The sequence below is a fragment of the Stenotrophomonas sp. STEN031 genome (assembly GCF_056759975.1).
Window position 1 is genome coordinate 22473 of record NZ_JBRREA010000029.1, and the last position, 14063, is coordinate 36535.

General features: G+C 65.2%; 17 protein-coding genes. 6 read left to right on the top strand and 11 right to left on the bottom strand.

Annotated features, from left to right (window positions below; translation table 11 throughout):
• Positions 1-19: 19 nt before the first annotated feature.
• The 6 genes from ACVOLQ_RS13760 to ACVOLQ_RS13785 form a co-directional block, all read right to left on the bottom strand.
• Positions 20-1453 carry an RNA polymerase factor sigma-54 gene (locus ACVOLQ_RS13760; RefSeq protein ID WP_313170350.1) on the bottom strand — a complete coding sequence of 478 codons (1434 nt, stop codon included), beginning with the start codon at positions 1451-1453 and terminating at the stop codon, positions 20-22.
• A 41-nt stretch (positions 1454-1494) separates the two neighbouring features.
• On the bottom strand, positions 1495-2214 hold the full coding sequence (gene lptB / locus ACVOLQ_RS13765) for an LPS export ABC transporter ATP-binding protein (RefSeq protein WP_313170352.1): 720 nt from the start codon (positions 2212-2214) through the stop codon (positions 1495-1497).
• Complete coding sequence (gene lptA, locus ACVOLQ_RS13770; protein ID WP_313170354.1) at positions 2214-2750, bottom strand: lipopolysaccharide transport periplasmic protein LptA; 537 nt, start codon at positions 2748-2750, stop codon at positions 2214-2216. Before lptA ends, lptB begins: the two co-directional genes overlap by 1 nt.
• Positions 2728-3294, bottom strand: coding sequence for an LPS export ABC transporter periplasmic protein LptC (gene lptC, locus ACVOLQ_RS13775; protein WP_313170355.1), 567 nt, complete (start codon positions 3292-3294; stop codon positions 2728-2730). The genes lptA and lptC overlap by 23 nt, the downstream gene beginning before the upstream one ends.
• Positions 3294-3839 carry a KdsC family phosphatase gene (locus ACVOLQ_RS13780; RefSeq protein ID WP_313170356.1) on the bottom strand — a complete coding sequence of 182 codons (546 nt, stop codon included), beginning with the start codon at positions 3837-3839 and terminating at the stop codon, positions 3294-3296. The genes lptC and ACVOLQ_RS13780 overlap by 1 nt, the downstream gene beginning before the upstream one ends.
• Before the next feature lie 62 nt (positions 3840-3901).
• On the bottom strand, positions 3902-4903 hold the full coding sequence (locus ACVOLQ_RS13785) for a KpsF/GutQ family sugar-phosphate isomerase (protein WP_313170358.1): 1002 nt from the start codon (positions 4901-4903) through the stop codon (positions 3902-3904).
• Positions 4904-4955: 52 nt separating this feature from the next.
• Between ACVOLQ_RS13785 and ACVOLQ_RS13790 the strand changes: the two genes are divergently transcribed.
• From ACVOLQ_RS13790 to ACVOLQ_RS13800, 3 genes are read left to right on the top strand one after another with little or no spacing between them, the layout of a single operon-like run.
• Positions 4956-5186 carry a BolA family protein gene (locus ACVOLQ_RS13790; protein ID WP_313170360.1) on the top strand — a complete coding sequence of 77 codons (231 nt, stop codon included), beginning with the start codon at positions 4956-4958 and terminating at the stop codon, positions 5184-5186.
• Between the two features lie 39 nt (positions 5187-5225).
• Positions 5226-6500 carry a UDP-N-acetylglucosamine 1-carboxyvinyltransferase gene (gene murA, locus ACVOLQ_RS13795; protein ID WP_313170361.1) on the top strand — a complete coding sequence of 425 codons (1275 nt, stop codon included), beginning with the start codon at positions 5226-5228 and terminating at the stop codon, positions 6498-6500.
• Entirely contained in the window at positions 6497-6805 is a 309-nt protein-coding gene (locus ACVOLQ_RS13800; RefSeq protein WP_313493173.1) for an EF-hand domain-containing protein, read from the top strand. The genes murA and ACVOLQ_RS13800 overlap by 4 nt, the downstream gene beginning before the upstream one ends.
• Before the next feature lie 197 nt (positions 6806-7002).
• On the opposite strand, the gene ACVOLQ_RS13805 is transcribed toward ACVOLQ_RS13800, so the two are convergent.
• The 5 genes from ACVOLQ_RS13805 to purM all read right to left on the bottom strand — a co-directional run bounded on the left by ACVOLQ_RS13805 (position 7003) and on the right by purM (position 10875).
• Positions 7003-7686 (bottom strand): DUF3108 domain-containing protein, encoded by a 684-nt coding sequence (locus tag ACVOLQ_RS13805; protein WP_481528376.1) that lies wholly within the window; start codon positions 7684-7686, stop codon positions 7003-7005.
• Positions 7687-7688: 2 nt separating this feature from the next.
• Positions 7689-8477, bottom strand: coding sequence for a DUF3108 domain-containing protein (locus tag ACVOLQ_RS13810; protein WP_313170368.1), 789 nt, complete (start codon positions 8475-8477; stop codon positions 7689-7691).
• Positions 8478-8539: 62 nt separating this feature from the next.
• Positions 8540-9199: a phosphoribosylglycinamide formyltransferase gene (gene purN, locus ACVOLQ_RS13815; protein ID WP_481528377.1), complete on the bottom strand. Its 660-nt coding sequence runs from the start codon at positions 9197-9199 to the stop codon at positions 8540-8542.
• Positions 9196-9804, bottom strand: a complete 609-nt coding sequence (locus tag ACVOLQ_RS13820; protein WP_481528378.1) for a DUF2238 domain-containing protein — start codon at positions 9802-9804, stop codon at positions 9196-9198. The genes purN and ACVOLQ_RS13820 overlap by 4 nt, the downstream gene beginning before the upstream one ends.
• A gap of 12 nt (positions 9805-9816) precedes the next feature.
• Positions 9817-10875: a phosphoribosylformylglycinamidine cyclo-ligase gene (gene purM, locus ACVOLQ_RS13825; RefSeq protein WP_313493166.1), complete on the bottom strand. Its 1059-nt coding sequence runs from the start codon at positions 10873-10875 to the stop codon at positions 9817-9819.
• 97 nt (positions 10876-10972) lie between these two features.
• On the opposite strand from purM, the gene ACVOLQ_RS13830 reads away from it, so the two are divergent.
• From ACVOLQ_RS13830 to hda, 3 genes are read left to right on the top strand one after another with little or no spacing between them, the layout of a single operon-like run.
• Positions 10973-12109, top strand: coding sequence for a DUF2066 domain-containing protein (locus ACVOLQ_RS13830; RefSeq protein ID WP_313170376.1), 1137 nt, complete (start codon positions 10973-10975; stop codon positions 12107-12109).
• Entirely contained in the window at positions 12106-13281 is a 1176-nt protein-coding gene (locus ACVOLQ_RS13835) for an AI-2E family transporter (protein WP_481528379.1), read from the top strand. Before ACVOLQ_RS13830 ends, ACVOLQ_RS13835 begins: the two co-directional genes overlap by 4 nt.
• Entirely contained in the window at positions 13278-13979 is a 702-nt protein-coding gene (hda, locus tag ACVOLQ_RS13840) for a DnaA regulatory inactivator Hda (RefSeq protein ID WP_313170378.1), read from the top strand. The genes ACVOLQ_RS13835 and hda overlap by 4 nt, the downstream gene beginning before the upstream one ends.
• Positions 13980-14063 lie beyond the last annotated feature (84 nt).

The following is a 14063-nucleotide window of genomic DNA, read 5'->3' on the forward strand; positions in this document are numbered from 1 at the left end:
GCGCTGCCCAACGAATGCTTCAGACGATGCGGACGCGTTCGTGAGAGGCACAGATGTTCATGGCCTCACGATACTTCGCAACGGTGCGGCGCGCTACCGGTATGCCACTGGTTTTGAGCATTTCAGCCAGCTTGGCGTCAGAAAGCGGTTTGCGCGGGTTCTCCGCATCGATCAGGTTGCGGATCATCGACTGGATGGCGGTGCTGGAAGCCTCGCCGCCGCCTTCGGTATCAATGCCGGAGGCGAAGAAGGCGCGCAGCGGCAGGGTACCGCGCGGGGTACGCACGTACTTGCGGGCGATGGCGCGCGAAATGGTGGATTCGTGCAGTTCCAGCTCGGCGGCGATTTCACGCAGCGTTAGCGGACGCAGGGCCTGTTCGCCGAATTCCAGGAAGCCGGCCTGGTGGTGCAGCAGGCTGTTGACCACGCGCAGCAGGGTTTCACCACGGGCTTCCAGGCTTTTCAGCAGCCAGCGCGCTTCCTGCAGCTGTGCACGCAGATAGCTGGCGTCGGCGTCACCGCAGCGACGGATCAATTGTTCGTAACCGCGATTGATGACGACCCTGGGGCCGGCATGACCGGCCAGCGCGCAGCGCCAGATGCCGCGCTGGCGCCAGACCACGCAATCGGGCACGACATAGGTGTCCGAGGTCATCTGTCCCAGTTGCTTGCCAGGGCGCGGGTCCAGCGAGCGCAGCAACTGCACGGCTTCTTCCACGTCGGCGGCAGGCTGCTTGAGTTCCTGGGCGATGCCGGCAATGCCGGCGCGCGGCAGGCGCTCCAGTGGGCCATCGGCGATGCGGCGGGCCAAGGCCAGGGCAGGGGTTTGGCAGGGCAGCACGTCCAGCTGCAGGCGCAGGCATTCGCCCAGGCTGCGCGCGCCAACGCCCGCTGGATCGAAGCGCTGGATCTGGCGCAGCACCGCCATGATCTCGTCTTCGTCGGCGTGGATTTCCGGCAGCAGGGTCTGCGAGATTGTCGACAGCGGCTCGCGCAGATAGCCGTCTTCATCCAGGGCATCGATCAAGGCCACGCCGATGGCGCGATCGACGGGGCCAAGATGGGTCAGGTGCAGTTGCCACAGCAGATGATCGGCGAGGGTGTCGCCATCTTCGGCCTGCTCACGCTCGCCGTTGTCACCCTCATCGTCGAATGAACCGGAGCGCGCGCTGCTCCAGTCTTCATCGCCGCCGTCCCAGTCCTCGCCCTCGGCATTGATGTCGCCTTGTGCGGGATCAATCGGGGCATCGTCGTTGGCGCTGCTCGTCGGCGCATCATCGCCGTCGTTGGTTTCGGTGTTTTCCGCCCATTCCAGCAGTGGATTGGTTTCCACTGCTTCGGTGAGTTCCAGCTCCAGCTCGGTGCTGGACATCTGCAGCAGCCGTATGGCCTGACGCAACTGCGGCGTCATCACCAGGCTCTGTCCCATCGATGTCTGCAGCCGAGCTTTCATGCCTGTTCCGTTCGGGTAGGGGCACGACGTGGCGCTGCGACTCAGAGGGTGAAGGCGTCCCCGAGGTAGACACGGCGCACATCGGTATTGGCCAGCAATTCTTCCGGTGCCCCCTGCGCCAGTACGCTGCCCTCAGCGAGGATATACGCACGGTCGCAGATTCCCAAGGTTTCGCGCACATTGTGATCGGTGATCAGGACACCGATGCCGCGTTGCTTGAGGTGGGTCACGATGCGCTGGATCTCGCCGACCGAGATCGGGTCGACGCCGGCAAACGGTTCGTCGAGCAGGATCAGGCGTGGCTTGGCTGCCAGCGCGCGGGCGATTTCGCAGCGACGGCGTTCGCCGCCGGACAGGCTTGCACCGGTCTGATCGGCCACATGGCTGATCTGCAGTTCTTCCAGCAGCGAGGACAGTTCGCGTTCGCGGCCGGCATTGTCCAGGTCCTCGCGCAGTTCCAGCACCAGGCGGATGTTGTCGGCCACGCTGAGCTTGCGGAACACCGACGGCTCCTGCGGCAGGTAACCCACGCCCAGCTTGGCGCGCTCGTACATCGGCTCGGAGGTGATGTCCTTGCCGTCCAGCACGATGCTGCCGGCATCGGCGGCGACCAGGCCAACGATCATGTAGAAACAGGTGGTCTTGCCGGCACCGTTGGGGCCGAGCACGCCGACCACTTCGCCGGCATCCAGGGTCAGCCCGAAGTTCTTGACGACTTCGCGGCTCTTGTAGCGCTTGCGCAGGCCTTGGGCAACGAGCATTACTTGTTGTCTCCCGACGCCGCTGCTGCCGGCGCCTTGTTCTTGGGCTGGATCACGGTGCGCACGCGGGTGCCGTCGCCACCGCTCTGCATCGCGCCGCTGCGGGTGTTGTAGACCATGCGCTGGCCGGCGTTGGTGCCGCGCTCGGATTCAACCTTGTAGTTGCCGGTGAGCACGATGACTTCGGTGGCGACGTTGTAATCCAGGTTGTCGGCGCGGGCATTCATCCAGGTGTTGTCGTCCATCTGCTGCTTCAGCGTTGCCTGCTTGCCGGTCAGTACGACGCGCTCGGTTTCGCCGTTCTTCTGGATGACGTCGGCGGTATCGGCATGGATTTCCAGCGTGCCTTGGGTGATGACCACATTGCCGCTGAAACGGCACTTGCCATTGTCACCGACCATGTTGCAGTCGCTGTTGGTCGAATCGATGGTCATCGCCTGGTTGCGATCGGACGACTTGGCCCACGCCATGCCGGGTGCGAGCAGGGCGGCGAGCAGGGTGATCGACGCGAGCTTAGCGGGCAGCATTGGGTTCATAGCGGGTCTTGACCTGGGAAAGGAGAGAATACTGCTGGGATTTGAGGTTGGCACGGAAGCCGACACCGGTCTGGGTGAGGCCCGGCCGGGTCACCGTGACGCGGCCATCGGTGCGCGCCAGATTCTGCTCGGTCAGCACGTCCAGCGCATCGGTGCGGAAAGTAGTGGGAGGTGTCCTGCCATCATTGGGGCTGTCGCCGGCAACACTGCCGCGCAGGCGCAATTCCTCGCCCTTGGGGCTGACCCAGCCGGTATCGGCGCGCAGTTCCCAGTGCTGTCCGGCGGCATCGGGCAACAGGAACAGGGGCTTGCTGATGGTCGAGGTCTGGTCGGCGCGGTTGCGCGCCATCGAGGGCGCGCGCAGGGTCACCGATTCGTGGCCTTCCTTGTCCAGGGTGACGATTTCAAAATCGGTCAGGGTGAAGTCGGTGCTGCCTTCTTCGATCGCGGTGGGGGCGGTGCTGGCGCGGTTGCGCCATGCCGACCAGCCGGTGAGCAGTGCTGCCAGCAACAGGCCAATACCAAGAAGCGAGCGCCAGCTCATCAGGAAAACCTCGCCAGTACAGCGTCCAGCTTGCCTTGCGCGGCCAGCAGCACGTCACACAGTTCGCGCGCCGCGCCACGCCCGCCCTGGGCACGGGTCTGCCAGTGCACGCGTTCGGCGATCCAGGGATGGGCATCGGCCGGTGCCACCGCCAGGCCGACCGCACACAGCGGTGCCAGGTCGGGCAGGTCATCGCCCATGAAGGCAACCTGGTCCAGGCCGATGCCGTGCTGTTCGCACAGCGCGCGTACGCTGGCCAGCTTGTCGCCCACCGCGATCTGGGTGTCGATGCCCAGGTCGGCGCCGCGGCGCTGCGCCGACAGGCTGTTGCGGGCGGTGATCAGCACCGGGTGGATGCCATGCTGCTGCAGCAGCTTCAGGCCCAGGCCGTCCTGCACGTAATACGCCTTGCTCTCGTTGCCGGCGTGGTCGTAGAACAGGCGGCCGTCGGTCAGGGTGCCGTCCACGTCAAAGCAGGCCAGGCGGATGCTGCCGGCGGTGGCGTGCAGGTTGGCGGGGAAAAGCGCGAGCGGCGAGTAGGGCATGGGCAGGCAGTATCCGTTGCGGCAGGTCGGGCGTTGGCCCGAGGCCGTTGATTGTGCGGGGTTCAGACGACTTTTGCCCGCAACAGGTCATGAATGTTCAGGGCGCCGACGGGGTGATTGTCGCCGTCGACCACGATCAAGCCATTGATCTTGTGGGTTTCCAGCAGGCGCGCGGCTTCGGCGGCAAGCTGGTCGGCACCGATGGTGCGCGGGTTGCGGGTCATCACTTGGGCGATGCTGGCGGTGCGCACGTCCAGGTCGGTGTCCAGGGCGCGGCGCAGGTCGCCGTCGGTGAACAGGCCAACCAGCTTGCCCTGCGCATCGACCACGGCGGTCATGCCCAGACGCTTGCGGCTCATTTCCATCAGCGCCTGGCTGAGGCTGGCGTCGTCACTGACGCAGGGCAGGTCGTCGCCGGCATGCATCACGTCGGTGATGTGCAGCAGCAGGCGCCGGCCCAGGCTGCCGGCCGGGTGCGAGCGGGCGAAATCGTCGGCGGTGAAGCCGCGCGCGTCCAGCAGGGCCACGGCCAGCGCATCGCCCATCGCCAGCGAGGCGGTGGTGCTGGAGGTCGGGGCCAGCGCTAGCGGGCAGGCCTCATGGTCGACGTTCACGTCCAGATGCACGTCGGCGGCCAGCGCCAGGCTGGACTGGGGCCTGCCAGTCATGGAAATCAGTGGGTTGCCCTGGCGCTTGAAGACGGGCAGCAGGGTCAGTACTTCATCCGATTCGCCGGAATAGGAGAGCGCCAATACCACGTCATCTTCGGTGATCATGCCCAGATCGCCGTGCCCGGCTTCGCCCGGGTGCACATAGAACGATGGCGTGCCGGTCGAGGCCAGGGTTGCGGCGATCTTGCGCGCGATATGCCCGGATTTGCCCATGCCGGTGGTGACCACGCGGCCGCGCGAGGCCAGTACCAGGCGGCAGGCGGCGGCGAATTCGGTACCGATGCGGCCGCCCACCCGGTCCAGTTCGTCGCGCTCGATCTCGAATACACGGTGACCACTGGCCACCAGGTCGGCGTCGCGCAATGTAGCCAGGGAAAGCGGGGAAGCAGCCATACGGATGCCACTCGGATAGTAGAATGGGGGTTCATTTTATTAGGAAAGCGCTTTGGACGCCGAGACCATCCGAAATCTGATCGAAGCCGGCCTGCCGGGCGCCCGCGCCGACGTGCAGGGCGACGACGGGGTGCACTTCGAGGCCACGGTGATCTGCGAGGCATTCGCCGGCAAGATGCCATTGGCGCGCCACCGCATGGTGTATGCGACGCTGGGCGACCTGATGGGTGGCGCCATCCACGCGCTGGCGCTGAAAACCCTTACTCCGGGTGAAGCCGGCTGAGCCGGCGCACTCTCTTTTCCCTATACCGGCCTTAAATCCATGGCAAAAATCGTAGTCACCGGCGGCAAAGCGCTGAACGGTGAGGTTCATATCTCCGGCGCCAAGAACGCCGTCCTGCCGATCCTGTGCGCCACCTTGCTGGCCGATGCGCCGGTGGAAATCACCAACGTGCCGCATCTGCACGACGTGATCACCACCGTGAAGCTGCTCGGTGAGCTGGGTGCCAAGGTCACCATCGACCAGGGCACGTTGTCGCGCGGCAGCGCGGTGGTGGTGGATCCGCGCACCGTCGATCAGCACGTCGCGCCATATGAACTGGTCAAGACCATGCGCGCCTCGATCCTGGTGCTGGGTCCGTTGCTGGCCAAGTTCGGCAAGGCCGAAGTGTCGCTGCCGGGCGGTTGCGCCATTGGTTCGCGTCCGGTTGACCAGCACATCAAGGGCCTGCAGGCGCTGGGTGCGGAGATCAGCGTGGAGAACGGCTTCATCAAGGCTCACGTCGACGGGCGCCTGAAGGGCGGCCGTTACACCTTCGATATGGTCAGCGTCACTGGCACCGAGAACGTGCTGATGGCTGCCGTGCTGGCCGAAGGCACCACGGTGCTGGAGAACGCCGCGATGGAGCCGGAAGTGGCCGATCTGGCGCATTGTCTGATCGCACTCGGCGCGAAGATCGAAGGCATCGGCACCGCACGGCTGGTCGTGGAGGGCGTGGAGCGCCTGCATGGCGGCCGTCACGCAGTGCTGCCTGATCGCATCGAAACCGGCACCTTCCTGGTGGCGGCGGCGATGAGTGGCGGGCGCGTCACGGTGCGCAATGCGCGTCCGGATACGATGGATGCGGTGCTGCACAAGCTGACCGAAGCCGGTGCCGAGATCAGCACCACCGAGGACAGCATCACCCTGGACATGCACGGCAAGCGGCCCAAGGCGGTGAACATCACCACCGCGCCGCACCCTGCTTTCCCGACCGACATGCAGGCCCAGTTCATGGCGATGAACTGCGTGGCCGATGGCGTTGGCGTGATCAAGGAAACCATCTTTGAGAACCGCTTCATGCACGTCAACGAGCTGTTGCGGCTGGGCGCGGATATCCAGATCGAAGGCCATACCGCCATCATCCGCGGTGTCGAGAAGCTCAGCGGCGCGCCGGTGATGGCGACCGATCTGCGTGCGTCGGCCTGCCTGATCCTGGCCGGTCTGGTGGCAGCTGATGAAACCAGCATCGACCGCATCTACCACCTTGATCGTGGCTACGAGAACATTGAGGAAAAGCTCAGTGGGCTGGGTGCCAACGTGCGGCGGATCGCATGATCCTCAAGGGCCGGTTCACCCCGCGTCGCAAGGCACTGCTGGCGCTGGTGCTGCTGGCCCTGGCCTGGTTGGGCTGGGGCTGGTACAGTGGTGTGGCCATCACCCAGGGCGTGGAGAAGGAGCAGATGGACTGGAATGGCGATGGCCAGGTCAGTCGCGACGAGTTCCTGCAGGCCTTCTATGCGGTGCAGGTGAAGGACAGCGAGGAAGGCGATCGCCAGTGCCGCAGCTTCATCTGGCGCAAGAGCGGCGAAGAGTTTCGCCGCGATTGCCGCACGGTGTTCAAGAAGCCGGCGGCGGAGTAAGCGCAGCCCCGTAGTGGGGGGGGGGGGGGGGGGGGGGGGGGTTTTGGGGTGTGGGCCCTTGGGGGGGGCGTGGGGGGGCCCCCCACTACGCCATTGCTCCCTCCCTTTCGCGCAGCGAAGGGGCGGGTTTGGGAGGGGTAAGCTCTATTGCTTCGGGCAAGGGCTTTGCCGAGCATGGCTCGGCACTACAGCTTGGCTTACTGGATCGACTTGATGGTCAGGTCCAATGCGTCCTGGCCGTTTTCACGCTGCAGCAGGCGCGCCGGTATCGGCATGCCGGGGACGATCCAGGCGATCTGTTCCTTGTTGCCATCCACGCGCGACACCTTGGTGGCTTCCTGCTGCTTGCCGCCGATGGTCATGTTCTCCTTGCCGATCACCCGGTAGGTCATCGGCTTGATGCGACCGTCATCCACCATGCGGTAGTTCAGTGGCTTGCCGGCGTTGACGTCGCGGGCAATGGCCAGGTTGATCAGCAGGGCATCCATGTCGCCGTTCTGCAGGCGGATCGGACCGCTGCGCTCGGGCTTTACGTCGCCGGTCCAGGTGGCCTGGTTACTGTTCCAGTCGTAGCGTGCATCCACCTGCTTGCGCTTGATCAGCACGACCGACCGATCGTGGCTGCTGAGCGGGCGCAGCCTGCCACCCTGCTCGTCGAACACGGTGGCCTGGCTCAGGTCGGCCATCGGGTTCTTGATCTGCAGGCTGTAGCGCCATTGATTGTTGCCCGCGGGAGCGACCGTCATCACGCCACTGGCCTGCATGCCCATGTAGCTGGCCTGGTAATTGGCAGTGAACGGCTCAATTGCCAGAGCCGGCATGCTGGCGGCGACCAGCGCGGCGGCAGCGAGGTAACGCAGGGGGCGGTGGGAAAGCTTCATGCTCAGGCTCCTTGGTATTCGATCAGACGCAGGTCGATTTCGTCCTGCCCGTCTTTGCGTTGCAGGATGCGCACCGGCGTTGGCACGCCGTTGGCAATCCACAGGATGGTTTCATCATTGCCGCCATTGGTGCGGTACACCCGCAAGGCGTCATAGCTGAGATCACCCACCTGCACGTTCTCGGTGGTATCGGCGGCGCGGTACTCGTACTGACGCACCCGGCCGACATCGACATAGCGGTACTGCAGGGCCTGGCCCGGCCGCGCGTCGCGCATCAGGGACAGGTTCAACAGCAGTGCGCTCTGGTCGCCGCGCTGCAGTGGAATGGGGCGCTGCCGTTCTTCCTTCAGGTCACCCTGCCACTGGGCTGTACCGGCCTGCCAGTTATAGACGCCGGTGACCTTCTTGCTCATGAACAGGGCCTTCTTGACCGTGCTCTGGCTCAACGGCGTGTAAACACCGCCTTCGTTGTTGAAGACATTGCTCTGCTCGATGTTCAGGCCGAGCACGCTGGCAAAGCCGCGCTTGCCGCGTACCGCCATGTCCACCCGCCATTGGCTGTCGTTGTTGTGGGTCACGCGCATGGTTGCATCACCGGCTTCCTTGCCCTTGTAGAAGGCCTGGTAGGTGGCGACGAAAGGCTCCAGCGCCGGAGGCGTCCACTCCAGCGCGGGCAATGCCGGCGCAACCGGGGCCGGTGTCGGCGCGGCGGCTGGCGTTTCCTGGGCGTGACTGACCGCCGATACCAGCAGGGCGGTCAGAACCAGTGGTTTGAAAAGCGCTATGGCCATGCGGAGAAGAGGGCAGGAAGAAGGGAGATCATGCCAAACCACACAGCAGCAGCCTGTGTGGATCAGCGGCGGAGGGTTCCGGCGGAATCTAGGCGCAATGGGCTAAACAGGGACTGACCGTCAAACAGCACCACGCCATCCCGTTCAGTCAGGTGATTGGCGACCAGCAGTTGAACGCTGGCCAGCAGCAAGGGGTGTTCGACCGCCAGTACGCGCTGGGCCAGGGATTCCGCGGTATCGGCGGGCAGCACCGGGACGCGGGCCTGGGCGATCACCGCCCCGGCATCCAGTTCCGGCACCACGAAATGCACGCTGGCGCCGTGCTCGGCATGACCGGCCTCGATGGCCCGGGCATGGGTGTGCAGACCCTTGTGCAGGGGCAGCAGAGAGGGGTGGATGTTGATCAGGCGGCCGCTGAAACGCTGGACGAAGGCAGCGCCAAGGATGCGCATGTAACCGGCGCAGATGATCCAGTCCGGCTGGCTCGCCGCCACTGCTTCGGCCAATGCGTCGTCAAAGGCCTCGCGGTTGGCGAAATCCCGGGGCGCGCGCGCCCAACGCTGCGCGGGCGCCACTTTCTCCAGCGCCGCCGCACTGGGCTTGTCGGAGAACACGCCGACAATCTGCGCATTCAGTTGGCCTGCGGCAATCGCGTCGAGCAGGCTTTGCAGGTTGCTGCCACGCCCGGAGGCAAGTACGGCAAGGCGTGGCGCGGTACTCATGCGCGGGCGTTCCGCAGCAGTGGCCAGAGCGCCAGGCTGCCCAGGGTGGCCAACAGCATGTCGGCGTGGGCGTCCCAGATGTCGCCCTGCTGGCCGTTATAGGCCTCGGCGGCTTCCGGTGACAGGGCCAGGGCGATACCCCACTCCAACCATTCGTAGGCCAGGCTGGTGCACATGATGGTCATCACCGCCAGGGTGAACGCCTGGCCAACACGCAGGGCCGGCCAGGTGCGGCGGGCCAACTGGGTCAGCGCGGGGGTGAAGCAGATGCCATACAGCAGGTGGATCAGGCGATCGAAATGATTGCGCTCCCAGCCGAAGGCGGCATCCGGCGACCAGCCGAACAGCGCCTGCGCCCACTGGTCATAGGGGATGTTGGAGTACAGCCAGCGCGCACCTATGCAGTGCAGCACGATGAAGCCGCAGATGGCGATGAAGGCACCATTGCCCAACGGCCAGCGGCGGTCCACCCACCACAGCGCCAGCAGGCCGAGCACGGTCAGCGAGCTGTGCAGGGCCTGTTCAACAGGCCATAGCGGTTTGATCCAGGTAAGCGCGAATACAACAAGCACGCCGATGAAGGCGGCCTTCTTGGCGGCTGTCATGTAGGCGTTGGCTCAGCCGATGTGGACGCGTTCAGCGCCGTTCTCAGCCACCACTTCACCAATCTGCCAATGCGCCAGCTCCAGCGTATCCAGGGTGGCGTTGATGGCGGTGACCTGGTCGGCCGGCACCAGCAGGACGAAGCCGATGCCGCAGTTGAAGGTGCGCCACATCTCGCTGTCGGCCACGTTGCCTTCGCGCTGCAGCCACTGGAACACCGGCGGCAGCGTCCAGCTGCTGGCGTCGATGCGCAGGCCCAGGCCTTCCGGCACCACACGGATGATGTTTTCGGTCAGGCCGCCGCCGGTGACGTGTGCCATGCCGTGCACGGCGGCGCCGTGGGTCTTGAGCAGCGACAGGATCGGCTTGACGTACAGGCGGGTCGGCGCCATCAGCGCGTCGACCAGCTTGACGCCGTCTTCCAGCACCAGCTCGGCCGGGCTGCCGGCGCGTTCATAGATGCGGCGCACCAGCGAATAACCGTTGGAGTGCGGGCCCGACGAGGCGATGCCGATCAGGACATCGCCCTGGGCAACGGCCGAACCGTCTTTCAGCTCGCTCTTTTCGACGCCGGCGACGGTGAAGCCGGCCAGGTCGTATTCGCCCGGGGCATACATGTCGGGCATTTCAGCGGTTTCGCCGCCGATCAACGCGCAACCGGCTTCGGTGCAGCCATTGGCGATGCCGCCAACCACGGCCGCAGCGGTGTCGATGTCGAGCTTGCCGGTGGCGAAGTAATCCAGGAAGAACAAGGGCTCGGCGCCTTGCACCAGCACGTCGTTGACGCACATGGCGACCAGATCGATGCCGATGGTGTCGTGGCGTCCCAGCTGTTGTGCCAGCTTCAGTTTGGTGCCGACGCCGTCGGTACCGGAGACCAGTACCGGCTCACGGTACTTGCTGGAGAGGTCGAACAGGGCGCCGAAGCCGCCCAGTCCGCCCATCACCTCCGGGCGGAAGCTGCGCTTTACCAGCGGCTTGATACGCTCGACCAGTTCATTGCCTGCGTCGATGTCGACACCGGCGTCACGGTAGGTCAGGGGGGAGTTGGCAGAGGTCGAGGGGCTGGTCACGGGCGGCTGCACTGGCGGGGTGAACGGGCGATTTTAACAGGCCACGTTGGCGTGAAGGCCCCATTCGGGCAACAATTCCCTCCGGAATCGTCGAGCAATGGAAATTTCAATGCGTCGCAGCCTGGTCACAATCCTGTTTCTGGCGCTCTGCCTGCCCATTTCACTGGTGCAGGCGCAGTCGTCCGGCATGCGTACCGAAGGGGACGTAGCCGGCGCCCGTAGTGCCTATGAGGCCGAAGTGCCGGTCAACAGCCAGAGTGAGGCCGACCGCAACGGCGGGCTGGCGCGCGCGCTGGGCGCTGTGCTGGCCAAGTTGTCCGGGGACCGCAGCGCCCTGGCCCGGCCAGGTGTGGCGCAGGCCCTGCGCAGCGCCAAGGACATGGTCGAGAGCTACGACTACCGGCAGGACCAGAGTGTGAGCGCCAGTGGTGCGCCCAGCTTCCGTACCATGCTGGTGGCGCGTTTCCGCCAGGACGATGTTGATGGGCTGGTAGCGGCGTTGGGGCTGCCGGTATGGCCGCAACCCCGGCCCAAGCCGGTGGTTTGGCTGGCCATTGACGATGGTAGTGGCCCGCGCCTGGTCGGTGTGCCGCAGTCCAACGCGGCGCGGCCGTTGCTGGACCGCGCGGTGGAACGTGGCTTCAAGCTTGGCTTGCCGGCTGGTGGAGCCGCTGAGCAGGCCCTGGTCGGTGCGATCTGGCGGCAGGACACCGCCGCCGTGGCGCGCGCTTCGGCACGCTATGCGCCGCCGATGCAACTGGTGGGCAAGCTGTACCGCGGCAAGGGCGGTGGTTGGGTTGCCGACTGGGTATTTGTCGACAATGGTCGCGAGCTGTCCAAGTGGACGACGACTGACGGCGATGCACGGCGGGCGATGATGGGCGGTGCCGATGGTGCGGCCGACGCGCTGGTGCGGCGTTATGCCAAGGCGCCGGTGGGCGGAGCCGCTGGCGTGTACCGGATCGTGGTCAGCGGTATCCGTAGTGCCGACGACTATCTGCGTCTTGCCGCGACCCTGCAGAGTGTGGCGGTGGTCAAGTCGATCATGCCGATCCAGGCGTCCGGCGACCGGCTGGAACTGGATGTCGAGCTGATGAGTGGCCTGCCTGGCTTCAACCGCATGCTGGGCCGCGATGCCGCCCTGCAACCGGTGGGTGCGGTGGACGACGGTGATGCGGATGCCTCCACCGAAAATGACAACAGCAGTCGCCGTGCGGAGTACCGTATTCGATGAGCACTGATACAGCGGAAATGGAAATCGCGCTGTTCCTGCGCCGCCTCAAGTGGGTGGTGCTGGTGGCCTTCGGGCTGTGGGTGACATGGTTGCTGGCACCGGTGCTGACCCCGTTCGTGGTCGCCTTGATGCTGGCCTGGCTGGGCGATCCGCTGGTGGATCGGCTGGAAGCCAGTGGGCGTTCGCGCAATACCGCCGTGGTGCTGGTATTCGTGCTGATGATCCTGCTGTTGGCCTTGGCGCTGTTGATCCTGGTGCCGTTGATCCAACGCCAAATCGTCACCCTGGTGGCTGCCTTGCCGCAGGGGCAGGATTGGTTGATGAACACCGCGATTCCGTGGATCGAGCAGAAGACCGGTCTGGAAATCATGGCCTGGCTGGACCCGGGCCGGCTGTTCGAGTGGGTGCGCAGCCATTGGCAGCAGGCAGGTGGTGTTGCCACCACGTTCTTCGGCTACGTGTCGCGCTCGGGCTTCGCGATGGTGGCCTGGGTGATCAACCTGGCCTTGTTGCCGATCCTGGCCTATTACTTCCTGCGTGACTGGGACAAGCTGGTCGAGCGGGTTGCATCGATGATCCCGCGCAACCATATCGAGGTGGTGTCGCGGCTGGCGCGGGAGTCCAATGACGTGTTGGGCGCCTTCATCCGCGGCCAGATCGCGGTGATGATCGCGTTGGGCGTGGTGTATGCGGCAGGCCTGACCCTGGTCGGTTTGAACCTGGGCCTGTTGATCGGGTTGGTTGCTGGCCTGATCAGCTTCATCCCCTACCTCGGGGCGACTACCGGCGTGGTGCTGGCGGTGCTGGCTGCGCTGGTGCAGTCGCAGGGCTTCGACCTGCAGTTGCTGGTACTGGTGGGTGTGGTCTTCACCGTCGGCCAGTTGCTGGAAAGCTATGTGCTGACGCCGCGCATCGTCGGTGACAAAATTGGCCTGCATCCGGTTGCGGTGATTTTCGCGGTGATGGCCGGGGGCCAGCTGTTTGGCTTCCTGGGAATGCTGCTGGCCTTGCCAGCGGCGGCGGTGATCAACGTGTTGTTGCGCTATGCGCACCAGCGTTATCGCCAAAGTGAGTTGTATGCCGGCCACGGGCCGACGATTGTGTTGGATCCGCGCAGCGTTGATGTGCCGGCGGATCTGAGCATCGTGTCGAAGGATGTAGAACCTAAGTGAGTGTGCCGCAGTTACCGCTGGCCTTGCGTTACCCGCCAGACCAGCGCTTTGAAACCTTCATCGGTGCGCCGGACGGCGCGCTGGCGCAGTTGCGCGCCGTTGCCAATGGCGACAGCCAGGACTGGATCTATCTGGTGGGTGCTGGTGCTACCGGCAAGACGCACCTTGCCCTGGCCACCTGCGCTGCCGCGCTGCAGGCTGGGCGGCGACCCGCCTACCTGCCGTTGCAGGCGGCTGGCACGCGTCTGCAGGACGCCTTGGAAGCGCTGGAAGGCCATGACGTGCTGGCACTGGACGGGCTGGAATATGTTGCGGGCCGACGCGACCAGGAAGTGACCCTGTTCGAATTCCACAACCGCGCGCGTGCCGCCGATGTGACCGTAATCTATACCTCGCGGCTGCCACCCGATGGTCTGGGACTGGTGCTGCCGGACCTGCGTTCGCGCCTGTCACAGTGCAGCCGCATTACCCTGGAGCCGCTGGATGCCGAGGGCCGCGGTGCCGTGCTGCGCGAGCGCTCGGTGCGGCGTGGGCTGGTGATGGATGAGGCGACGCTGGACTGGTTGCTGACCCGCACCGGCCGTGACCTGAGCGGACTGGTGACCTTGCTGGAGCGACTGGACCGTGAGTCGCTGGCGGCCAAACGCCGCATCACCGTGCCGTTCCTGAAGCGGGTACTGGAGAACGGGCAGGGCTGATAGCAGGATTCGGGCTCTCAGCTCTTGTGGGAGCGGCGTGAGCCGCGAAGCCGCCAACGCATCTTAAAAAAAATGCCTGCAATC